Origin of the sequence: Acinetobacter sp. WCHA29 (genome assembly GCF_002165335.1) — a bacterium.
In the GTDB taxonomy this organism is placed as follows: Bacteria; Pseudomonadota; Gammaproteobacteria; order Pseudomonadales; family Moraxellaceae; genus Acinetobacter.
Genome location: NZ_NHRQ01000002.1, coordinates 223,390 through 246,229 on the forward strand (window position 1 = coordinate 223,390; position 22,840 = coordinate 246,229).

Annotated in this window: 19 protein-coding genes, 1 tRNA gene and 2 pseudogenes; 18 read left to right on the top strand and 4 right to left on the bottom strand. The window is 36.9% G+C overall.

Annotated features, from left to right (window positions below; all coding sequences use genetic code 11):
* Nucleotides 1–269: 269 nt before the first annotated feature.
* The 3 genes and pseudogenes from CDG59_RS02500 to CDG59_RS02510 all read left to right on the top strand — a co-directional run bounded on the left by CDG59_RS02500 (nucleotide 270) and on the right by CDG59_RS02510 (nucleotide 4,782).
* Nucleotides 270–3,377 (top strand): multidrug efflux RND transporter permease subunit, encoded by a 3,108-nt coding sequence (locus CDG59_RS02500; RefSeq protein WP_087543359.1) that lies wholly within the window; start codon nucleotides 270–272, stop codon nucleotides 3,375–3,377.
* A gap of 90 nt (nucleotides 3,378–3,467) precedes the next feature.
* Nucleotides 3,468–4,110: pseudogene (locus tag CDG59_RS02505) on the top strand (magnesium transporter); the annotation flags it as partial.
* 78 nt (nucleotides 4,111–4,188) lie between these two features.
* Nucleotides 4,189–4,782 (top strand): DUF4112 domain-containing protein, encoded by a 594-nt coding sequence (locus tag CDG59_RS02510; protein ID WP_087543361.1) that lies wholly within the window; start codon nucleotides 4,189–4,191, stop codon nucleotides 4,780–4,782.
* A gap of 57 nt (nucleotides 4,783–4,839) precedes the next feature.
* On the opposite strand, the gene htpX is transcribed toward CDG59_RS02510, so the two are convergent.
* Both htpX and CDG59_RS02520 read right to left on the bottom strand, forming a co-directional pair.
* Nucleotides 4,840–5,745 carry a protease HtpX gene (htpX, locus tag CDG59_RS02515; RefSeq protein ID WP_004660837.1) on the bottom strand — a complete coding sequence of 302 codons (906 nt, stop codon included), beginning with the start codon at nucleotides 5,743–5,745 and terminating at the stop codon, nucleotides 4,840–4,842.
* Between the two features lie 214 nt (nucleotides 5,746–5,959).
* On the bottom strand, nucleotides 5,960–6,820 hold the full coding sequence (locus CDG59_RS02520) for a lytic transglycosylase domain-containing protein (protein WP_087543363.1): 861 nt from the start codon (nucleotides 6,818–6,820) through the stop codon (nucleotides 5,960–5,962).
* Nucleotides 6,821–7,313: 493 nt separating this feature from the next.
* Here CDG59_RS02520 and ttcA point away from each other — a divergent pair, with 493 nt between their 5' ends.
* Both ttcA and CDG59_RS02530 read left to right on the top strand, forming a co-directional pair.
* A complete protein-coding gene (gene ttcA, locus CDG59_RS02525) occupies nucleotides 7,314–8,219 on the top strand; it encodes a tRNA 2-thiocytidine(32) synthetase TtcA (protein WP_005161680.1) in 906 nt (301 codons plus the stop codon).
* Nucleotides 8,220–8,418: 199 nt separating this feature from the next.
* Nucleotides 8,419–8,802 (top strand): SCP2 sterol-binding domain-containing protein, encoded by a 384-nt coding sequence (locus CDG59_RS02530; RefSeq protein WP_004660844.1) that lies wholly within the window; start codon nucleotides 8,419–8,421, stop codon nucleotides 8,800–8,802.
* A gap of 52 nt (nucleotides 8,803–8,854) precedes the next feature.
* Here the strand turns inward: CDG59_RS02530 and CDG59_RS02535 are convergent, their stop codons facing one another.
* The gene (locus CDG59_RS02535) at nucleotides 8,855–9,964 is read right to left on the bottom strand and encodes a transglycosylase SLT domain-containing protein (protein ID WP_087543365.1); all 1,110 of its coding nucleotides are present in this window, start codon (nucleotides 9,962–9,964) and stop codon (nucleotides 8,855–8,857) included.
* A 371-nt stretch (nucleotides 9,965–10,335) separates the two neighbouring features.
* Between CDG59_RS02535 and greB the strand changes: the two genes are divergently transcribed.
* The 12 genes and pseudogenes from greB (at nucleotide 10,336) to CDG59_RS02595 (ending at nucleotide 20,817) form a co-directional block, all read left to right on the top strand.
* A complete protein-coding gene (gene greB, locus CDG59_RS02540) occupies nucleotides 10,336–10,824 on the top strand; it encodes a transcription elongation factor GreB (protein ID WP_087543367.1) in 489 nt (162 codons plus the stop codon).
* Nucleotides 10,825–10,920: 96 nt separating this feature from the next.
* Nucleotides 10,921–11,010 (top strand) — tRNA-Ser (locus CDG59_RS02545).
* A gap of 1,320 nt (nucleotides 11,011–12,330) precedes the next feature.
* Nucleotides 12,331–12,594, top strand: a complete 264-nt coding sequence (locus tag CDG59_RS02550) for a TIGR03643 family protein (RefSeq protein WP_087543452.1) — start codon at nucleotides 12,331–12,333, stop codon at nucleotides 12,592–12,594.
* A gap of 97 nt (nucleotides 12,595–12,691) precedes the next feature.
* Nucleotides 12,692–13,465: an NAD(+) diphosphatase gene (gene nudC, locus CDG59_RS02555; RefSeq protein WP_087543369.1), complete on the top strand. Its 774-nt coding sequence runs from the start codon at nucleotides 12,692–12,694 to the stop codon at nucleotides 13,463–13,465.
* 320 nt (nucleotides 13,466–13,785) lie between these two features.
* On the top strand, nucleotides 13,786–14,295 hold the full coding sequence (locus tag CDG59_RS02560; RefSeq protein WP_087543371.1) for a cytochrome b: 510 nt from the start codon (nucleotides 13,786–13,788) through the stop codon (nucleotides 14,293–14,295).
* Nucleotides 14,296–14,314: 19 nt separating this feature from the next.
* Nucleotides 14,315–15,199 carry a cation diffusion facilitator family transporter gene (locus CDG59_RS02565; RefSeq protein WP_087543373.1) on the top strand — a complete coding sequence of 295 codons (885 nt, stop codon included), beginning with the start codon at nucleotides 14,315–14,317 and terminating at the stop codon, nucleotides 15,197–15,199.
* A 49-nt stretch (nucleotides 15,200–15,248) separates the two neighbouring features.
* Nucleotides 15,249–15,902 (top strand): annotated as a pseudogene (locus CDG59_RS02570) (aldehyde dehydrogenase family protein); the annotation flags it as partial.
* Nucleotides 15,899–16,285 carry a carboxymuconolactone decarboxylase family protein gene (locus CDG59_RS02575; protein ID WP_087543375.1) on the top strand — a complete coding sequence of 129 codons (387 nt, stop codon included), beginning with the start codon at nucleotides 15,899–15,901 and terminating at the stop codon, nucleotides 16,283–16,285. The pseudogene CDG59_RS02570 and the gene CDG59_RS02575, both read left to right, overlap by 4 nt.
* A gap of 292 nt (nucleotides 16,286–16,577) precedes the next feature.
* On the top strand, nucleotides 16,578–18,278 hold the full coding sequence (locus tag CDG59_RS02580; protein WP_087543377.1) for an NAD-dependent malic enzyme: 1,701 nt from the start codon (nucleotides 16,578–16,580) through the stop codon (nucleotides 18,276–18,278).
* Nucleotides 18,279–18,491: 213 nt separating this feature from the next.
* Nucleotides 18,492–18,602 (top strand): hypothetical protein, encoded by a 111-nt coding sequence (locus CDG59_RS02585; protein WP_087543379.1) that lies wholly within the window; start codon nucleotides 18,492–18,494, stop codon nucleotides 18,600–18,602.
* A gap of 298 nt (nucleotides 18,603–18,900) precedes the next feature.
* The gene (locus tag CDG59_RS02590; protein ID WP_087543381.1) at nucleotides 18,901–19,968 is read left to right on the top strand and encodes an amidohydrolase family protein; all 1,068 of its coding nucleotides are present in this window, start codon (nucleotides 18,901–18,903) and stop codon (nucleotides 19,966–19,968) included.
* Between the two features lie 9 nt (nucleotides 19,969–19,977).
* A complete protein-coding gene (locus CDG59_RS02595) occupies nucleotides 19,978–20,817 on the top strand; it encodes an SDR family NAD(P)-dependent oxidoreductase (RefSeq protein WP_005161472.1) in 840 nt (279 codons plus the stop codon).
* Nucleotides 20,818–20,899: 82 nt separating this feature from the next.
* Here CDG59_RS02595 and CDG59_RS02600 read toward each other — a convergent pair whose 3' ends face one another.
* A complete protein-coding gene (locus CDG59_RS02600; protein ID WP_087543383.1) occupies nucleotides 20,900–21,322 on the bottom strand; it encodes an Lrp/AsnC family transcriptional regulator in 423 nt (140 codons plus the stop codon).
* A gap of 226 nt (nucleotides 21,323–21,548) precedes the next feature.
* Between CDG59_RS02600 and CDG59_RS02605 the strand changes: the two genes are divergently transcribed.
* The gene (locus CDG59_RS02605) at nucleotides 21,549–22,823 is read left to right on the top strand and encodes a Glu/Leu/Phe/Val family dehydrogenase (protein WP_087543385.1); all 1,275 of its coding nucleotides are present in this window, start codon (nucleotides 21,549–21,551) and stop codon (nucleotides 22,821–22,823) included.
* Nucleotides 22,824–22,840: the final 17 nt, after the last annotated feature.

Consider the following 22,840-nt stretch of genomic DNA (forward strand, 5'->3'; position numbering starts at 1 on the left):
TATCGGTTTAAGTGAGTGGAGTGTCAATCTAAAATTAAGAAGTATTTGATAGGATAGTAAATTAAATTTTTGACCTCATTTGTTTTCGATGAAATATGCTGATGATCGATAAAAAATTCATTATTTCTCCGTAATTTTCGCTTTTTGCAATGATATGTTAATAAGGATGGTGTTTCCTTGAAAGCTCGGTAATGATCGTAGATTGAAAGTGCCTCTATTTTCCTATCTTTTTGAAAAAATTGACTGTTTCCACGATGGAATGAGCAGCCATGCTATCTAAATTTTTTATTGAGCGTCCAATTTTCGCAGGTGTGCTTGCCATTATTGTGATGGCATTAGGAATACTGGCAATTCTGAATTTGCCAGTTGAACGTTATCCTGATATTGCTCCACCGAAAATTACAGTATCGACCAACTATAGTGGTGCTGATGCCAAAACAGTTGAACAAAGTGTAACTCAAGTTTTAGAGCAGCAAATCCAAGGTCTCGACCATTTACTGTACTTTAGTTCAACCAGCGATGCAGCTGGTCGTAGCCGTATTACGATTAGTTTTGAAAATGGCACAAATCCCGATACAGCACAGGTTCAAGTACAAAATAAAATTAGTGGTGTGATACGCCGTCTCCCAGATGCGGTACAACGGCAGGGAGTTAATGTCACTAAGTCCTTGGGTGATACCTTTATGGTGATTGGACTGTATGACAGTACAGGGCAAGCAAATAATATTGCGTTGTCTGATTATCTATCTACGCATGTCCTTGATAATTTAAATCGGATTGATGGCGTCGGTGAAACAGATATTTTTGGATCGCAGTATGCAATGCGAATTTGGCTAGATCCAAATAAATTGACTCAATATAATTTAATTCCAAATGATGTCGTTACCGCGATTACTACTCAAAATACACAGGTGGCAGCAGGTGCGATCGGCGATTTGCCCGTTGTTCAAGGTCAATACTTGAATGCAAAAGTAACAGCAGGTTCTCGCTTAAAGACCATTCAAGACTTTGAACAAATTATTGTGAAATCAGATGTATCTGGAAGTTTTGTTCAATTAAAAGATATTGCTCGGATTGAATTAGGGGCAGAAAATTATCAATCATTTAATACGATCAATGGTTACCCAGCTGCAGGTCTTGGTATTTCTTTATCTTCTGGTGCCAACGCAATTCAAACATCTAAACTTATTCATCAGACTTTAGATGAACTCTCTAGCAAGCTTCCAACAGGGTATAAGATCGTTTATCCAAGAGATAATACTCCCTTTGTGCAAGAATCTATTAAAGAGGTAATTAAAACACTTGTCGAAGCAATTGGTTTAGTTATTTTAGTCATGTTCCTTTTTCTTCAAAGTTGGCGTGCGACGCTTATTCCAAGTATTACTGTACCGATCGTGATTTTAGGGACTTTTGCCGTACTTGAATTACTGGGATTTAGTATTAATACTTTAACTCTCTTTGCATTGGTGCTTGCGATTGGTTTGTTGGTTGATGATGCAATTGTTGTAGTGGAAAATGTTGAACGGCTTATGCATGAGCAGCATTTGTCGCCCAAACAAGCAGCCGTTGAATCTATGCAAGAAATTAGTGGTGCATTGATTGGAATTACCATGGTGTTAACAGCCGTTTTTATTCCAATGTCATTTTTTGCTGGTTCTATCGGGGTTATCTATCGTCAGTTTTCAATCACTTTGGTTGCTGCGATGGTCTTATCTTTAGTAGTGGCTTTGGTGCTTACACCCGCTTTATGTGCTTTGATTTTAAAGCCAAACCATCAACCTAAGTCATCGGCGATTCGGTTCAATAACGGGATAGACACACTTAAAAATAAGTATTTATCTCTAGTGCAAACCATGCTTCGTTATAAAATCTCTGTATCTGTGATTTTTATTGCATTAATTGCCGTATTTGCTTTGTTCTATAGCAATCTGCAAAGTAGTTTTTTACCAAAAGAAGACCAAGGGATATTAAGTGTTCAATTTAAATTAGTGGATAGTGCGCCACTTTCAAAAAGTCAGGAGGTCGGTGAGGCAATTCGTCAGTATTTTCTTCAGAATGAAAAAGCAAATGTCAATTTAGTGCTTATTCGTTACGGACGAAATAATTCTGGAACGGGGCAAAATCTTGGACAAGGCTTTGTTTCATTAAATCATTGGGACAACCGTACTGGGAAGAAAAACTCTGCTGAAGCTATTCGCAAGAGAGCACTTAAATATTTTAGCCAATTTCCCGATGCACAGATCAATGTGACGTTGCCTGCTTCGGTAAATGGATTAGGCGCAACAGATGGAATGGATTTATGGATTCAGGATATCAATGGGCAAGGTGAGCAATTCCTTGATCAAAGTTTTAAACAGTTGCAACAGTTGGGACAAAAATATTCAAGTTTTGAAAACTTAGATAAACAATCCACTGATAGTAAAGCTACTTTGAATGTAAAGATTGACCATAAGCAAGCGATGGCAAATGGTTTAAATCTAAATGAAATTAATAGTACTTTGTCGACCGCATGGGGTGGGACATATGTGAATGACTTTATTGACCGTGGTCGAATTAAACAAGTTATTTTACAAGGTGATGCACCATTTCGTTCTAAACCTGAAGACTTATATAGCTGGTCAGTACGTAATAATCAAAGTCAAATGGTTTCTTTTAGTTCATTTTCAACGACATCATGGGGAGGGACACCAAGCATTGTGCAACGCTATATGGGATACAGTGCTTTGCAATTACAAGCTAACGTTGTCAGTGGTCAATCTTCAGGCCAAGCCATGAAAGATATTGAACAGTTGGTGGGTCAACAAGAAGGCTTAGGTTTACTATGGACTGGGCTTTCTTATCAAGAGCAGCAATCGACTAATCAAGCAATTTGGCTATATTTAATTTCTATTGCATTTATTTTTCTATGTTTAGCCGCGTTGTATGAAAGTCTGCGTATTCCTATGGCTGTGATGACCGCAATTCCTTTAGGGATTGGCGGTAGTATTATTTTTGCCCATATTTTTGCTTTACCAAATGATGTTTACTTTCAGATCGCTTTACTTACAACAATTGGCTTATCCTGTAAAAATGCAATTTTGATTGTTGAATTTGCAGCGATGGCCCAAGCACAAGGAAAAAATGCCATTCAAGCAGCGCTACAAGGTGCAGGGCTGCGTTTGCGTCCTATTCTAATGACGTCTTTTGCATTTGGCGCGGGAGTTATTCCACTGGTTTTTGCATTTGGAGCAGGGGCTGTAAGCCGTCAAGAAATTGGTATCAGTGTTTTAGGTGGTGTGATATTCGGGACAATATTGGTACTGATATTTATTCCATTTATGTTTGTACTTGTTGCCAATATCTTTAAACCTAAAGAAGAAATTGAAATTTTTAAATAAAAAGGATGAAAGCCAAGCAACAGAAATGAATTATTCATGGACTCATTTAAGAGATGAATTGTTCATTTTTGTTGTGTAAGTTGAGAATATAAAAAATATATGCTGGTCAATGATGCGATTAAAATGTTACGCCTAGAAGCACCTGATACCGAAATGATCTATTTCGCTTATGTACTGGATGAAGCGCGTAAGATTTTGGGCGTATTGTCTTTAAAGCAGTTAATTTTGGCACCTGAAGATCAAAATATTAATGAGTTGATGGGGACCAATGTCTTAACCGCTTATGTAGATACCGACCAAGATGAAGTGGCAAAAACCATTGCACGTTATGATTTACTTGCATTGCCGATTATTGATCATCAACAGATGATGGTCGGGATCGTGACCTACGATGATGCGATGGATGTAGCCAGTGAAGAAGCAACCGAGGACTTCTTAAAAGTCGGTGTGGCGAATGCCTCATCTAAACTCAGTATCAAGTCTGCCCCCATTTTGCAACTTTACCAGAAACGAGTGTTTTGGTTAGTATTTCTAGTGTTTGGTAGCTTTAGTTTTGGCGCTGAGTATGATTGGAATTGTACTTATGGGTTGTCTGATTGGTATGAGCTTACCATTTATTTTAAATAAGGCTGGACTTGATCCTGACAGTGCTTCTGCACCCTTGGTTACCTCAATTTGTGATGCAACTGGAGTATTGGTGTATTTATTTATGGCCTCAATGATTTTATTTTGATTGATAATAATAATTGTACCGACAAAATGGAAAATCTGCTTTATTCTCAAGCATAAACATGGTTTTTAGGTTGAGTAAATGACTGCTCCAACAGAACAAAAAAAATTAACTCAGCAGCAAGCGATTGCTGTTGAACGTGATTTAGCAAAATTTGCCAATACCATGGACAGTTTGGTTCGAATTCCTTTTACCAAACAGGGAGTCGGGGCAGATGCTGCATTGAGTACCATGCCGTTTGCGGGCGATATCGCAGGTTTTGTTTTAACACTATATGCTTTTAAAAAAGCCAGAGAAGTGGGCGTACCACAGCATAAATTGAAGGGTGTGGTCAAACTGGCAATTATGGATATGTTGGTGGGTTTTGTACCGATTGTCGGTACCTTATTTGATGTATTTATTCGCCCAAGTCGTAAGACACTGGAAATAGTTCATGACTATATCCGTGAGGAATATCAAGTGCATAGTGATATTCATGTGGTGCATCCATTCTTGCATGAATCCCTAGAACAAAAGCAGAAAACTTCAGCTTTCTGGCGTAATCCGATCGTAAGTTGGATTTGGTTACGTATCCCAGATTTATTGGGTATTGCGGTACTCATTTTATTGGCTGTTGCAGTTTGGGCAGGTTTGAGTTATCTGTGGCAGTTTTATCAATCTTTCCAAGCACACTAGATTTTAAGCAAAAATAAAGCCTCCATAACGGAGGCTTTATCATTTATCTGATACTGATTATTGAACATTTAATTGCTGTAAAGCGGCAACACGTTGTTCAATGGTTGGGTGAGTTTGGAATAAAGCCGCTAAGCTAAAGCCTTGTTCCTTACCTTCCGCAATTGCAAATGCTTTCATTTCTTTTGGCATTTGATCTGGCATTTCTGACTCTGCCTGTAAACGAAGTAGAGCAGAAATCATTGCTTGTTTGCCTGCTAAACGTGCACCAGCTTCGTCTGCGCGATATTCACGTTGACGAGAGAACCACATTACAATCGCAGAGGCCAAAATACCAAATACGATGTCGAGTACAATCGTAATAGCAAAATAAGCAAGACCAGGTGCTTCACCATCTTCACGACCGAACACATTACGGTCAATAAAGTCACCTGCAATACGTGCAAAGAACATCACAAAGGCGTTCACTACACCTTGAATCAATGCAAGAGTCACCATATCGCCGTTGGCAACGTGACCGATTTCGTGCGCAAGTACAGCACGAAGTTCATCTTTGTTCATACGCTCAAGCAAGCCTGTCGAAACAGAGACTAAAGCATCATTTTTATTCCAACCTGTCGCAAATGCATTGGATTGGTAAGAAGGGAAAATACCAACTTCAGGCATTTTAATACCTGCACGTTGAGAAAGTTGTGCCACTTCTTGTAGTAACCAAGCTTCTGCTTGACTACGAGGAGCATTTGGGTCAATTAATTCAGTTCCAGTGGTTTTTTTCGCCATCCACTTCGACATGAATAAGGAAATTAAAGAACCCACCATACCAAAGACAAAACAGACGACTAAAAGGTTGCCTAGATTCAAGCCACCCGCGCCATGGTAACTACCGACACCGAAGAGTGACAAGATAATGCCAGCTACAACCAGTACCGCGAGGTTGGTCAGCAAGAACAAACCAATCCGCATCATTGAGAAAATCCTCTTATAAATAAAAACTGATCTGATTTATAAATTATAAATCATAACGCTAATATGCAGGGCGAACCCTAAAAATTCAAGCAAAAAATGAGCGCAGATACATTAAGCTAATAAAAGAATAGAAGTGTTTTAAGAAGGGGAAAACGACTAATTTATTTGAAAAAAACAAATAAAATCATGATGTGAGAATAAGTGATTTCTTTGTTTAATCATTTACTCGGATTCGTGCAGATGCAGTTGCATTGGCTGTGGTATATGTGCCTGGTGCATCTGTAAAAGTACCATCGGCCAATGTGATAATTTGACGACTATATTGTTTAGGTGCGGACACAGCTTCTGAATTTGAAGATGTATAATTTGCCGATTGAGCAATCACTTGAGTATTTGCATTATTAGAACTCGAAGTTGGAGTTAGACCTGATGAATAGAGATTTTGAAAACGACTTGTGACACGACGGACATAATCTTGTGTTTCACGAAATGGCGGTATTCCACCATATTTATCAACATTACCTTCACCAGCGTTATACGCTGCAATAGCAAGGCGTGTATCCCCATTAAAACGTTTTAACAACCAACTTAGATATCTCGCACCACCAAAAATATTTTGTTGAGGGTCGTAAGCATTACTCACGTTAAAACGCCGTGCAGTTGCAGGCATCAGTTGCATTAATCCTTGAGCACCGACAGGGGATCGCGCATTAATATTAAAACCTGACTCAGTATGCATAACGGCTTTAATAAGACCTTCTGAGACGCCATGCTGTTGCGCTGCTTGACGGATCATCTGATCAAAAGCATTTTTATTACGACTATAACTTGGTAGAACAGAGGCTTCACTTGCGCCCCAGTTACTATAGCTGTGAATATTGCTATCAGGATAATAGGTCGCTTTAATCACTTTTAGGTGATTGTATTCAGCTTTCTTTTTATTGGTAAGTAAAGTTGTACCATTATCATCTTTAAATTGATAAATGGTTTGACCAGCATAACTAGATACTGCCGTATTTAAAAAACCGATTGTCCCCAAAAAAAGAACAAAAATATATTTTGTTTTGTCCATCATTATAATATTCACAAAAGATGAGCATGGAGTTGTTCACAGTAGTGTAACAAAAAAAAGCATAAAAAAAACTTTAGCTACAATTTTTTTATTTCCGCTGTCTTACAAAAAGCAAGTCGTTTTGTGCGAATGTTCAGCAAAAAAAATTAAATTATTTTTTTTAAAATCTAAGTCTTGACATATTTAAAGCATTGTTTTTGTTAACTAAAAAACAATGATTAAAAAATGATCAATTTGATTGTAAGCCTTGTTCTCACATAAAAATACTTTGTCAATAGCGAAGAAATCCACAATTTTATCCACAGCTTTTGTGGAAAACTGTGGAAAAGTTTGAAATATAAGCAATCCAGACCGTTTTGACATAATTTGGTCAGAATTTTACCAGTATGAAACTGAAATATGACGATTGCACGAAATTGAAAAATTCTTTAGGTGCGCATCTTTTCGGAATCGGATAAAATCTTGCGGTATTTTTGTTTATGAGTAAATCACGTCTATGTACGCGCCAGTGGAGTCCAACCAAGGATTTAATTTTAAGCCTGAGCTTCCGACGAGTTCGGCATATTATCGCCTGTTGAAAAAGCTTCGTCGTCAAGTAGGGCATGCAATTCGTGATTACAACATGATCGAAGATGGCGACAAAGTCATGGTCTGTGTGTCTGGTGGTAAAGACAGTTACACGTTGCTTGATATTTTATTGCAGTTTAAACGTATCGCGCCGATTAACTTTGATATTGTGGCGGTGAATCTTGATCAAAAACAACCAGGGTTCCCTGAAGATGTTTTACCACGTTATATGGAAGAAAATAACATTCCATATTACATTCTTGAAAAAGACACTTATACGATTACTAAACGCCTAACGCCTGAAGGTAAAACCTACTGTGCGGTATGTTCACGCCTACGCCGTGGTTCGTTATATGGCTTCGCACAAGAAATCGGTGCAACCAAAGTTGCATTAGGTCATCATCGCGATGACATTATGGCGACTTTCTTTTTAAATCTATTCCATGGCGGTAGCTTAAAGGCGATGCCACCAAAACTTCTTTCTTCTGATAAAAAGAATATCTTGATTCGTCCTTTGGCTTATGTCGAAGAAAAAGACATTATTAAATATGCTGATCTACGAAAGTTCCCAATCATTCCATGTAACTTATGTGGTTCACAAGAAAACTTACAACGTGCGATTATTAATGACATGCTACGTGAATGGGATAAACAACATCCAAAACGTTTACATAGCATCTTTGGTGCCTTACAGAATGTATCGCCTTCACAATTGGCTGACCGTGAATTGTTTGATTTCGAAGCCTTGGATGGGCAACGTGAATTTGATATGAAAGACCCTGAAGAGATGAAAAATCGTCTTGATGTGGTGAACTTGAGTTTTGCTGCTGAATAAAATGTAAAACCTTTTGAAACGGCACTTATTTAAGTGTCTTTTTTTTATAAAAAAGAGCTAAAAAGTGAATTCTTCGTACAAAAAGCCATAGCCTAAAATAAAAATTACGTGCTATAACAGTGCACAAGCAAATTGCTTCATTTAATGTTGTCTGGATAGATGACACAAGAAATTGAACAAATATATTTGAGGAATAATCATGGCTGCATTTTTAACTGATGATTGGTTTGCAACTGTTGAAAAACTTACTGCTGAAGCGGGTGATTTAAATTTACCACCAGCACTTGCGAATTTAGCGATTAACTTAGTTGTAACAGATGCGGCTGGTAATACCGAATTGGCCTTAGATGCTGGTAAAATCCAAAAAGGTTTGTCTGCAAATGCTAAAACAACTTTAAATATGGATGCTGAAACATTACGTAAAGTATTCTTAGAGTTTGATATGGCTGCTGCGATGCAAGCGTTTATGACTGGTAAAATCAAAGTACAAGGCGATATGTCTCAACTTATGGCTTTACAAACGGCGAAGCCAAGCCAAGAACAAAAAGATTTATTCAAGAAAGTACTTGAGCAAACTGCTTAAGTCCTTTTCTCATAAAAAAGCTTACCGAGAGGTAAGCTTTTTTATTTTCAACTTAGACATCAATACGACTGTTGGTCTTTAAATGTTCTAAGTAAGTTCGAATACGTGTCACGTATTGAACTGCTTGTTTATATCGACCATTTCGCGCTTGGTTACGCTGTAAATAATCATATAAATTTACCCATTGATTTGGGTTTTTTCCTTGGGTTTTGATTCGGGTTTGAATCTGATTGACTGCACCTGGTCCCATGTTATAAGCAACCAAAGCATACCAATTACGGTCTGGATAAGGGACATTCGAAAATTGATCTAGCATAAGATCAAAATATTTTGCACCACCTTGAATACTTTGTATTGGATCAGATCGGTTGCTCACACCCATTGCTTGAGCGGTGTTATTGGTCAACATCATCAAACCGCGTACACCAGTGGGAGAAACCGATGTGGGTTTAAGATAAGATTCTTGATAGCCAATAGCAGCGAGCAAATGCCAATCTAAATTATATTTAGAGGCACTTTGTTTAAAGCTTGCTTTATAAATTGGCAAACGCTGGTTCAGGTCTTTTTGAATCGTAGACCATGCTTCAGGTTTAACCACATTGCGATTATAAAAGGAAGCTAGTTGTTGGGTTGTACCAAGCTGTTTGCTTTGACAAACAAATCCACTTGCAGTGAGCGTTAACGGATCATCAGCTTGCTTAAGTACCCAATTGAGTTGAGGATTCAATCCATTTTTACTTAAAGTAGCTTGATCGCCACAACTTGCAGAAAAAGAGACAAGTTGTTTACTTTCAATGGCTGCTAAATTTGCAGTTGTCATAGCAAGATTAGCTTTACCTTGAGCAATCCATTTTAACGCAGTTGCATTATCAGGAACCGTTTTAAAATCGAGTTTGACATTTAAACTCTGTGCATAATTTCTTGCTAAATCATAGCCAAAACCATGCAAAAATTGCCCGTCTTTAAAAACAGTTGTCGGGTTTTCAACAGCAACTACCGTTAATGTATTGGTGGTTACAACTGTCTTGTATTGATGTGATTTTTCTGCGTTCAAACTATTAAAGGGAAGGATTGCAATTCCTAATACCATCGTTTGAAATGAAAGTTTAGAAGATAAAGAGTTAAGGCTAGGCCTCGACCCAGAACTTGAATTACTGTGCATGTTGTCTCCGCTACAGGTAATTTATGCCCAAAAAAGTTCAGCAAAACAAATCCTTAACTTTTAAAAGTTGATAAATTCAATAAGGGTGGGCAAGTCATGACGCCATTTAAAATGACATTGGGTTAATGGAAAAATGATGAAAATGTTTCACATCACTTACAAAGTGTATATAAAATAAACAAAAAACTAACTTAGGGGCGCATCTTAAGCGTCAAAAAGGAGCTTGTCAAATTTTGATCAGTAAAAATATGAGAAATACATCACAAACACATGATTTGAAAAAGAATAAAATTTATACACTTTAGTCATGTTGAAATAAGGAATACAATGCAAAAACTTGTAAATGGATTGTTGTTGTAGCGTTTTTAAATATGAAATCGAACTTGATCACACGTAATGGACATGACTTGCTGGTTGCTGAATTAAAAAAACTATGGCATGACGAACGACCAGAAATCACCAAAAAGGTAAACTGGGCCGCTAGTTTGGGAGATCGTTCAGAAAATGCAGATTATCAATATAATAAACAATTACTTAGGAAAATAGATCGTCGTGTTCGCTATTTGGGTAAGCGTTTAGAGGAGTTGAAAATTGTTGACTTTGTGCCTGAGCAGGAGGGAAAAGTCTATTTTGGTGCCTGGGTTGAAATCGAGAACGATGATGGTGAACAGAAAACCTTGCGTATCGTGGGGGTGGATGAAATCTACGACCATCATCCTCAGCATATCTCAATTGAATCTCCTATGGCGCAGGCACTGTTAAGTAAACAGGTGGATGATGAGGTGGAAGTCATTACTCCATTAGGAAAAAAAGTGTGGTATATCAACTCAATTTGCTATGAAAAATCTGAAAATGCTTAATTTTTTACTGTTTTGATTTTATTTTGAGCATTTGATTGATTATTTTGAATAAAAGATTTGCCAATTCTAATTTTTATTTATATGATAGCCGCCATTGGAAGCGTGGCAGAGCGGTTTAATGCACCGGTCTTGAAAACCGACGAGGGTGTGAGTCCTCCGTGAGTTCGAATCTCACCGCTTCCGCCAAATATTTAAAAAAGCCCTTGTTTTTACAAGGGCTTTTTTTTATCTGTGGTTTTATCCCTCAATCTATACCTCATCAAACTTTGGATTTAATTACATTTAATAGGAGTCTAGAGGACTACTTGGGAATTTGAAATTCCCAAGTTTGAAATTTCGTTGCTTGAATAGAAACTTGATTTAGTAATTGTTTTCAACTTATAGCAAAGTTGTGGTAAATGATAATTTTATATGCTCTGATTCATAGTAGTAATGATTCAAAGGATAGAGCATATGTTTAAAAAATCCTTTCCATTCCTTGAAATTGATATCAGTACGATTGTTGCTTTTAGCGAATAGTTCAAAGCGTTTATCAAGCAGGTCATCGGCAATGGTGATAAGTTGAATTGAATCCTTTTCGTATCTATCGAGAAATAGACTTAAATCAGTATTGAAGTTAATTTCTGCATTTGGTTTAGCTTAAACAAGAATATTGACGTAACATTGGTCTGTCATTGTTCTTTGAATCCGACTTTGAATACATAAAATTTTATCTAAACCAATCTAATGAATGTGGTAGACAAATTTTTGATGTAATCGTTTCGCTGCTTGCTGTAGTAGTTTTATGTCACAGCCTAGGACATTAATCTCACAGTAAATTTTAAAACTAATTCGTGAGACTAGTACTGAATTGTACTGTCTGAACAGCTGACCAAGATGACGAGTGTTTTCTTGGCTTAGTAACCAGTGTCTTTCTTTTTTCTGCTCTAATTTAACCCCATTGCATCCTATATAAAACGTAGATGTCTTATTACTTAATATTATCATTACTGATCAGAGAACTTTCTTGAGTTTGATAAATTCAGTTTGATTTAAGCTAATTCAGTTAACTTAAAAATACGCTAAAGCCGTACAAGTATAGTTACACCTTTCGCCACATTTCCAGATGTGGCTTTTTTTTAATCTGGTTAACTTTAATGATCCAATACTGTAAATATTCTGTTCCATTTACGATGGTTTGTTTAAGTCAAAAAATTTTGATCTCTGAGTAGCCTAAGCAAGGTTACATCCTAAAAAGACTGCTCTCTTATAAAACGAATTATATAAAATTGTAGATCAATCACTTATGTTTTAAGGGAGATTAAATTTCTCCCTTATTTAGATCATTTTCTTATACTACTTCATCTTAAAAAATCACAAATTTTTCATCTTCATCTTAAAAAATCACAAATTTTTCATCTATAACATCTTAATATCATCCAAATATTTAGATTCTGATAACAGATGATTGATCGTCATCTATTGCATGAATTTTTGAGTTTAATTCTAAAGAGTAAGGATGATTTTGTGATTCAGACAGATCAATATCTCGATGGCGATATATCCAGAATTATTGAAATGGCTTGGGAAGACAGAACCCCATTTGAAGCGATCTCTCGTGAATATGGTTTGAATGAATCAGCTGTAATCCGACTTATGAGGCTTCATTTACAAACCAATAGCTTTAAGCTTTGGCGGAAGAGAGTAAGTGGACGTAAGACAAAACATTTGCAGTTACGTTCGCCTGAAGTGTCTCGTGGTTATTGCTCACGCCAATATAAACATCATTGAATAAGATCAGTGACAAATTAGAAGTTTTCATTCATAACCAATTCTACAGTATAGATTTTATTTATATAGATCAATTGCATATCACTAAGGTAAAGTAATGTCTAATTTATCAATTGCTTATATTTTTCAACAACAGCAGCTTTTAGTGGATCAAGATTTCCAACTTCCTCAAGTCGAAAGATTGCATAACGATCTGGCGTTATCAAGTGATCATAAAGTGATTGCTCGAGATTTATCTGAAAATGAAACCATTCCTGAAGGATTCGATTTTGTACCGATTCGTCAATTAGTACAGTTTTGGAATAAGACGCAATTTGAGCAAGCAAGTCGAGCTGTTCAATTACTTGAATGGCGACGTAATCATCAGTTTTGTGGTCGATGTGGAACTAAAACCACCCAGAGCATTGAGCAGTTTGCGATGGTTTGTTCAAGTTGTGGCTACACACAATACCCAAAAGTGAATCCATGTGTTATTACGATTATTACACGCGGTGATGATGAAATTCTACTCGCAAAAAATGCACGAAATAAAACGCAAATGTATAGTTTAATCGCGGGTTTTGTTGAGGTAGGGGAAACATTAGAAGACGCCGTTAGACGTGAGACACTTGAGGAAGTAGGCTTACACATTAAAAATATAAAATATTTGGCAAGTCAGCCTTGGCCATTTCCAAGCAATTTGATGGTTGCATTTAAAGCAGATTATCATGCGGGTGAAATTGAATTACAGCAAGATGAGATTAGTGATGCTCAATTTTTTAAATTTGATCAACTTCCAGAAATCCCATTTAAAGGTAGCATTGCCTATGCCATGATTATGCATATCATTCATGGTACAGCCGTCGCCGATGATACGAGTGAATGGTTGTAATCTTGTATTGATTCATTTAATAGCATTATTTGGGAGGATTTAGCCAATTTTATAATTCAGATATCCAAGTATTTTATATTGAATTTTTGCATAAAATACTTTTGGATTAAACATGAAAATAATTAGAGTTGTATTTTCTCATGAATTTATAATGAATGAAATTGAGAATGATTGCTTTTATTTAGTATTAAATGATATTTATTTTTAGTTTTTGATATTTAAACTATTTTTTTAAAATTAATTTAAATTTAAGATCACTTTTATAATGTAATAGAATGTTTTTATATATTTTGAAATATGAATTTTAATGTCGGGGTGGTATGAAAAATAAATATCCTTTTCCTGTAATGACAGTGCATTGGTTAACGTTTCTTCTTGTCGTACTTGCTTATATCACTGGTGGAGATCCAACAGTGCATCTAAAAAGTGGGGAACTGCATGTTTTTGCTGGAGTCTCAGTATTTCTGTTATTTTTCATCAGAATTATAATGATTTCTATTTATAAAAAAGATCTCCCACACAATAAGCCGATGAGTAAATATCAGAAAACATTATTTTTAATGGTGAAACATACACTTTATTCATTGTTATTTTTAATTCCTGTATTAGGTTGGTTTACTTTATCTGGATTAACCGAAAGTTATCAGTTATTTGGAATGAATTTACCTTTAATAAGTAATTCATGGGACGTAGAAATAATTGGTGAAACGCATGAGTTTCTTGGAAATTTTTTCATGGTGCTTATAGGTTTACATGCATTAGCTGCCTTAATTCATCATTATGTATTTAAAGATAATGTTCTGAAAAGCATGCTTTATTTTAAAAAATGAACCAAGAGCTTAAAAGATTATGATTGAATCAAATATTGATCTTGAGTCGAGAGCAAAAGCTGCTTCCAAATCAACGTGGATAAGTGTTGTTGTTAATATCTTTTTGTCGATTGGACAGATATTGATTGGTATTTTTTCAAAATCACAAGGTCTAGTTGCAGATGGTATTCATACTTTAAGTGATTTAGTTGCGGATTTTATTGTATTGATGGCGAACCGTCATAGCCAAAAAGCACCTGACGATGCACATCCATATGGTTATCTTCGTTTTGAAAATGCAGCATCTTTTATACTTGGTCTGATCTTATTGATTGTTGGTGTTGGTATGTTATGGACGGCAACGCATAAGATCCTTCATCCCGAACAAATTCCCAAAGTTCACAGTATGGCGCTTTGGGTTGCGATAACAGCCTTGATATGCAAAGAACTTTTGTTCCGTTATATGCTCGCTATTGCCAAAAAAGTAAAATCAAGTTTATTGATTGCAAATGCTTGGCATGCACGTTCAGATGCAGCATCTTCTTTTGTTGTTGCCTTAGGGATTTTAGGTAATCTCGCAGGATATCCAATTCTTGACCCAATCGCAGCCTTAATTGTCGGTTTAATGATTGCCAAAATGGGGTTTGAGTTTAGCTGGACGGGCTTACATGATTTGATGGACAAGTCGGCGAACGAAGATGAAATAGCCGCGATCAAAGCAACTTTGTTGAAGAAAGACGGGATACTAGGTCTGCATCAACTCAGAACACGTAAAATGGGTGACATGATTATTGTCGATGTTCATTTGGAAGTCAGTGGTGAACAAAGCGTCAAAGAAGGACATAGAATTGCAGTAGAGGCGAGAAATGAAGTCCTTAAAAATCATAATGTCATTGATGTGGTCACTCATATTGATCCAATATAGTGAGGCATTGAAAAAAGGCATCAAGAATAAATTATATTCAAGATGCCTAGATTTGGATGCTGCAATCGAAGGGGCATTAATTGCTAAATATCGCAATGCAGGACAAACCTGTGTTTGTGTGAATCGCTTTCTTGTTCAAGAAGGAATTTACGAAAAATTCATTGCTGCATTAAGTGAAAAGGTCAATGCTTTTGCAATCGGCAATGGTTTGGATGTTGGGAGTGAAATTGGTCCATTAATTAATGCCAATGCAGTGAAAAAGGTTGAAGCTCACGTCGCTGATGCCTTAGCTAAAGCAGGTCGTTTGGTCGCTGGTGGTAAACGTCATAGTGCAGGTGAGTTATTCTATGAACCTACCATTATTGCTGATGTCACCGCTGAGATGGATGTGGCGACTCAAGAAACATTTGGTCCATTGGCTGCCGTATTCAAGTTTGAAACTGAACAACAAGCCATTGAAATGGCAAATGCGACGGAATTTGGCTTAGCGGCCTATTGTTATACCAAAGATTTAGGACGCGCTTGGCGGATGAGTGAGCAGCTTGAATACGGTATGGTTGGAATCAATAAAGGCTTAATTTCCAATGAAGTCGCACCATTTGGTGGAATCAAACATTCGGGCTTAGGTCGTGAAGGTTCAAAATACGGGATTGAAGATTATCTTGAAATCAAATACACCTTATTTGGAGGATTGAATGCATGAGTAATGAAAAATTTGAAAAAGGCTTAGCCATTCGTAAACAAGTGTTAGGTGAAGCTTATGTCAATAATTCGATCAACAATACTGATGATTTTAACTTACCTTTACAAGAGTTAGTTACAGAGTATTGCTGGGGGGCAGTTTGGGGGCGAGAGGAACTGAGCAAGCCTGAGCGAAGCTTAATCAATCTTGCCATGATTTCTGCGCTGAATCGTCCACATGAGTTGAAGCTGCATGTCAAAGGCGCTTTGCGTAATGGTGTACCTAAAGAAAAAATTCGTGAGGTGCTGCTACAAGTCGCAATTTATTGTGGTGTACCGGCAGCCGTAGATAGTTTCCGAATTGCCAAAGAAGCGATTCAGGAATATGAACAAGAAAATAACTAATTGAACGATTGAGCAAACATTACCCAGCTTATTGGTAATGTTTGCTTAAGTGATTACATTTTGGCTCTTTACGCTTAAAGTGACATACCAATTGTTACGATTGTTTCGGTCAGGATGAATATAATTTAAACAGAGTATTTATTTTCTAAATAACCAATCAACTTTTATATACTGAGATATATGCAGCTTTAGGTGTCTATTGGTGTAAATTATGCACTTCGTTTAAGGTGGTTTTAATTCCATTTTGAGCAAAGAAAATTTGATATTTGATAGATCATCGAAAGAGTAAGGTATGCCCGCAAATCCTAGTAAAACCCGAAAACCTTTATATATTCCTTATGCTGGGAACGCTCTTTTAGAACTTCCACTCTTGAATAAAGGTTCAGCTTTTTCAACAGAAGAGCGTGAGCAGTTTAACTTGCATGGACTGATACCTAACAATATCGAAAACATTGAAGAACAAACGCAACGCTCTTATCAGCAGTACTTGTCATTTGACAATAACTTGAATAAGCATATTTATTTAAGAAATATTCAAGACACAAATGAAACTCTTTTTTATAATTTATTGAGTCAGCATTTAGATGAAATGCTACCCATTATTTATACACCAACCGTCGGCGAGGCTTGCCAGCGTTTTTCTGATATTTATCGTCGTCATCGTGGGATTTTCATCTCATATGCTGAACGTCAATACATCGATCAAATTATTCATAATGTAAATAAGAAAAATGTCAAAGTGATTGTCATTACCGATGGTGAGCGCATCCTTGGTTTAGGTGATCAGGGTATTGGCGGTATGGGAATTCCAATTGGAAAATTATCTCTATATACCGCATGTGGAGGTATTAGTCCCGCTTATACGTTACCGATTACCATAGATGTTGGTACAAATAATCAAGAATTACTCAACGATCCAATTTACATGGGATTGAAGCAACCTCGAATCAGAGGGGAGCAATATTACCAATTTGTCGAACAGATTATCTCTGCTGTGCGTGGACGTTGGCCGAATGTGTTGATACAGTTTGAAGATTTTGCCCAAATTAATGCAATGCCATTGTTGACTCAGTATCGAGATAAAATTTGCTGCTTTAATGATGACATTCAAGGAACTGCAGCAGTTACAGTTGCTAGTTTAATTGCTGCATCTAGAGCACTTGGTAAACAACTCAAAGATCAAACCATTACTTTTGTTGGTGCTGGTTCAGCAGGATGTGGTATTGCTGAGCATATCGTTAGACAAATGATGGATGAAGGTTTGAGCGATCATGAAGCCCGTTCACGTATTTTCATGGTTGATCGCTTCGGTTTAATGACTGATCAACAGCCCAATTTACTCGACTTTCAACAAAAACTCGCAACACCTGTGAATACAATTTCAGAATGGGAATATTCAGGACAAGAGATTGCGCTACTTGATGTCGTAAAAAATGCGAAACCAAGTATTCTGATTGGTGTATCAGGGCAAGCAGGTCTGTTTAGTGAAGAAGTGATTAAAACTTTGGCTAAATATTATAAGCATCCGATTGTTTTGCCACTATCTAACCCGACTTCTCAAGTAGAAGCTCAGCCAAAAGATATTATTGAATGGACACAAGGTGCTGCAATCGTTGCGACAGGTAGTCCTTTTGCACCAGTATATTTCCAAGGTAAAACTTATACGATTGCTCAGTGTAATAATTCGTATATTTTCCCAGGAATAGGCTTGGGTGTGATTGCGTGTGGTGCAAATCATATTAGTGATGCAATGTTGATGGCGGCAAGCACAGCATTGGCAGATTGCTCACCGCGTTTAAAAAATCCAGCTGCAGATCTATTGCCCAATATTAATGACATTCATCAAGTCTCCAAATTCATTGCTTTTAAAGTTGCAAAAGCTGCGATGGCAGATGGATTAGCAGTACCCATGAGCAATGATGTGCTCAAAAATGTGATTGAAGATAATTTTTGGACACCTGAATATCGAAATTATCGCCGAGTTACTTTTTAATTGAGCCAGATCTAGTCTGATTGATGAAATGTAAATGTAATTCAGTAATCTAGAACAGAACAAAACCTGACTGATCTTGAATGATCTTTCAGGTTTTTAGCTTATTATTACTCTCATACAACTATCTGTTATATTTTTTTTATAAAATCTGTATCTACCTTTATCATCTGTATTCATTCAAAGTATAACGAGGTTGATATGAATGGGCTAAATATGAGTTTTTTAAAAAAGAAAAATAATGCGAGTTTCGTATTTTTTATTATCACACTCTATGCTTTTATCGGTTTTGGTTTAGGCTATATTATTTGGGAATATTTTCTTTAAAATCAGCTTCAAGTCTGATTTATAGCACTGTTTAGCTATTCATTTAATACAGCAAATTTAAGCTTGGTAATCTGTTTCGCTACAATGATCACATCTACTGGATGCGGCTTGGATTATATTGATCCAGTCATTCAAAACAATGAATAATATTCATAGCTATTCATTAGAATAAATCATTTTATTCATAGATTTTTGTTCTGTACTCTAAAAATAAGCCGTATTTTAAAAATTACATAAATGATGACTTGGGACGATGATCATCACATCTTCATCATTTGAAAGAATAAAGAGTGTTGGAATGAGAAAACTCGATTTTGCAATTATAGATCCGCATATCCATCAATGGGATCCATACCATACTCCACATTCTGCTGCCTTGTTGGTTAAAGCTTTGGGTAATTATCCTCGTGTGATGGATAAAGTTGTGCGATTCGTTAAACCGAAGCCACTTTTAGACACACTAGGATTAACGGAATATGCGTTGAGTCCTTATCTCCCTCAAAATTATCATCAAGATATAGGACATCATACGATTGAAAGCGTAGTGCATGTCGAAGCAAATTGGCATCATCACAAAGGCTTTGGTGTTGTCGAAGAAACCAAATGGATTCAACAATTAAATTTTAAAGACCAAAATTTAAAGCTAGGTGCAATTATTGCCACTGCTGATCCGCGAGATCGAAAATTTAAACAGATTTTAAAAGCACATCAAGATGCCAGCCCTCTATTTAGGGGGATTCGTAAAATGGCTTCTTGGCATGAGGATTCTGGTATTTATCGTTGGTGTGATCAAGCACATTTATATCAGTCTAAAAAATTCCTTAAAGGCTTTGAACAACTTGCCAAAATGGATTTATCTTTTGATGCGTGGACTTATTCAACACAAATTTCAGAAATTACAAAATTAGCGAAACAATTTCCTCAAACACCTATAGTCGTTGATCATTTGGCAACACCCGCAGGACTTTTTGGCCCTATTGGCAAAAAAACTGGTCAAACACCTTCACAACGTGCCGCCATTTTCCAGCAATGGCAGCGTGATTTGGCAGTTCTGGCTGAGCAGAAAAATGTTTATGCCAAGATTTCAGGGCTGATGATGCCCGTGTTAGGACACCGATTTTATCAACAATACCGTACTGCAACCGTCTATGAAATGGTGAATTTATTAACACCATTGATTCAACATGCAATACAGGTATTTGGCCCAGATCGAATCATTTTTGCTTCAAATTTTCCTATGGATAAAGCAAATACAACGCTAAGCGATTTGATCCAAGCTTATATTGAAATGATCACACCTTATGGTCATCAAGCGATGTATTCCATTTTTAGACAAAACGCTGCCAATTTTTATCAATTAAATTAGAGTCATCATATGAAAAGTTTTAATCAAAAGGTTGCTGCAATTACAGGTGCAGGTTCTGGAATCGGTCAACAACTTGCAATTTTATTAGCACAGCAAGGCGCTGATTTAGCTTTGAGCGATGTAAATGATCAAGGTTTAGCCGAAACATTGTCTTTAGTAAAACAGTATCCTGTAAAAGTTACTTTAACCAAACTGGATGTTTCTCATCAGCAAGCTGTACGTGAATGGGCGGAGAATAGTTTCAAAGATCATGGCAAAATCAATTTGATTTTTAACAATGCTGGCGTTGCATTAGCAAGCACCGTAGAAGGTATGAGCTATGAAGAAATGGAATGGATTTTTAATATTAATTTTTGGGGTGTTGTCTACGGCACAAAAGAGTTTTTGCCTTATTTAAAGCAAAGTGGTGAAGGGCATATCATTAATATTTCTAGTTTATTTGGACTCACTGCTCAACCTTCTCAAAGTGCTTATAACGCAACAAAGTTTGCAGTGCGTGGTTTTACCGAATCATTACGTCAAGAATTAAATATGCAAAATAATGGTGTCAGTGCGACTTGTGTGCATCCGGGTGGTATACGAACCAATATTGCTAATAGTGCTCGTATGAGTGACAGTATTCGTTCTTTGGGTATGAACCCTGCAAAGGCTAGTCGATCATTTAATAAAGTTTTGAAAACCCCACCTGAAGAAGCTGCGAAAATCATTTTAGAGGCGGTCAAACAGGACAAAGCTCGAATATTGATTGGCAATGATGCCAAAATTTTAGATTTGATTCAGCGGATTACACCCACTCATTATTCTCAAGCATTGGATTTTTTAACCAAAAAAACTTTGAAAAAAAGTTAAAATATTCTTCAACCTAAGGATGCTCATTTAATTTGTGTGAGCATCCTAGTTAATTCATTTCAAGGTGAATTATCATCTGTCATTATGTTTTATATGTAGAAAGTAAAATACTTGTTTCACTATTATAAATACCTGAAATATTTCGAATTCGTTCGAGTGCCTTGTCAAAATTTTCTAAACTGTCGGACTGTAATTCAACCAAAATATCCCATTTCCCGTTTGTAGTATGCACGCGTTCAACGGCTGATTCTAGGCGTAATTCACGAATAACCGCTTGCGCTTTGGTTCCTTCCACCATGATATTCATCCACGCCCGAATAATATTTTTCTCCACACTAGGGCGAAAGCGTACAGTATATCCCGTGATGATACCCGTCGATTCCATGTATTCAATTCGTTTTTGCACAGTCGCTCTAGAGACTCGTGTTTTTGCAGCCAGATCTGTAATTGAGATCCGAGCATTATCTTTGAGTAAACCTAAGATAATATGATCAATATTATTCATTTTGATACTTACTATTAGCAAATTGATAAAAATTAATTCATTTTAATCATTATAAAGAATTTTGTGAATCAATTTGATTCTTAATAATAATCAATATACGAAGCCCCAAACATTTTTTTCGAATGAATCAAGAAATCTATGTTGACACGGAACGATGGGGTGAGCGGAAACCTTTGCAGTAAGGGAATCTGTAGATAACAGGGACAATTGATTAATTAAGGAAAAGATGATGTCTTTATCATATGCGGCTCAAAATGGTAGTGCTTGGCAAACCTTTCTCACTCAAGTAGATCGTGTAGCACCTTATTTGGATGCCGACCTCAGCAACTTTATCAACACACTGAAAACACCAAAACGTACGCTAATTGTTGATGTGCCAATCGTGATGGATGATGGCACAATTCGTCATTTTGAAGGCTATCGCGTACAGCACAATCTCTCTCGTGGTCCTGGTAAGGGTGGTATTCGTTATCACCAAGATGTTGAGTTGAATGAGGTCATGGCCTTATCAGCATGGATGACCATTAAAACTGCGGTGCTTAATCTCCCATTTGGCGGAGCAAAAGGTGGTGTTCGTGTCAACCCAAAAGAACTTTCAACACGTGAATTAGAGCGTTTAACTCGTCGTTTTACTAGTGAAATTAGCCCAATTATCGGCCCACAAATTGATATTCCCGCACCTGATGTTGGTACTAATGCCAATATCATGGGCTGGATGATGGATACTTATTCAAGTATTAAAGGTCACACGGTTACGGGCGTTGTAACTGGAAAACCTGTGCATTTAGGTGGTTCACTCGGTCGTGTTCGTGCAACAGGTCGTGGCGTATTTGTTACAGGTATGCAAGTTGCAGAGCGTATCAAATTACCTATCGAAGGCAGCAAAGTTGCAGTTCAAGGCTTTGGTAACGTAGGTAATGAAGCTGCTTACTTGTTTAATCAGGCAGGTGCAAAAATTGTTGCTGTGCAAGATCACACAGGCACAATTTTTAATGCTGAAGGTTTTAACGTAAAAGCATTACAAAAGCATGTTGCTGAACAGGGTGGCGTGAAAGGTTTTGCTGAAGCGACTGTGATCTCGGATGAAGAATTCTGGGATGTCGATATGGATATTCTGATTCCAGCAGCATTAGAAGGTCAGATTACGGTTGAACGTGCACAAAAACTCAAAGCGAAAATTGTGCTTGAAGGTGCAAACGGACCAACTTATCCAGAAGCAGATGATGTATTCGTTAGCCGTAACATTACTGTAGTTCCTGACGTAATTTGTAACGCAGGTGGTGTAACCGTCAGTTATTTTGAATGGGTTCAAGATATGGCGAGTTATTTCTGGAGCGAAGACGAAATTAATGAACGTCTTGACAAGCTGATGATTCAAGCCATGAGTGATGTGTGGAATACCGCAGCGCAAAAGCAATGTAGCTTGCGTACAGCAGCTTATATTTTAGCGTGTGAACGTATCCTCAAAGCTCGTAAAGAGCGTGGTATTTTCCCGGGATAAACCATCCATAAAGTTAA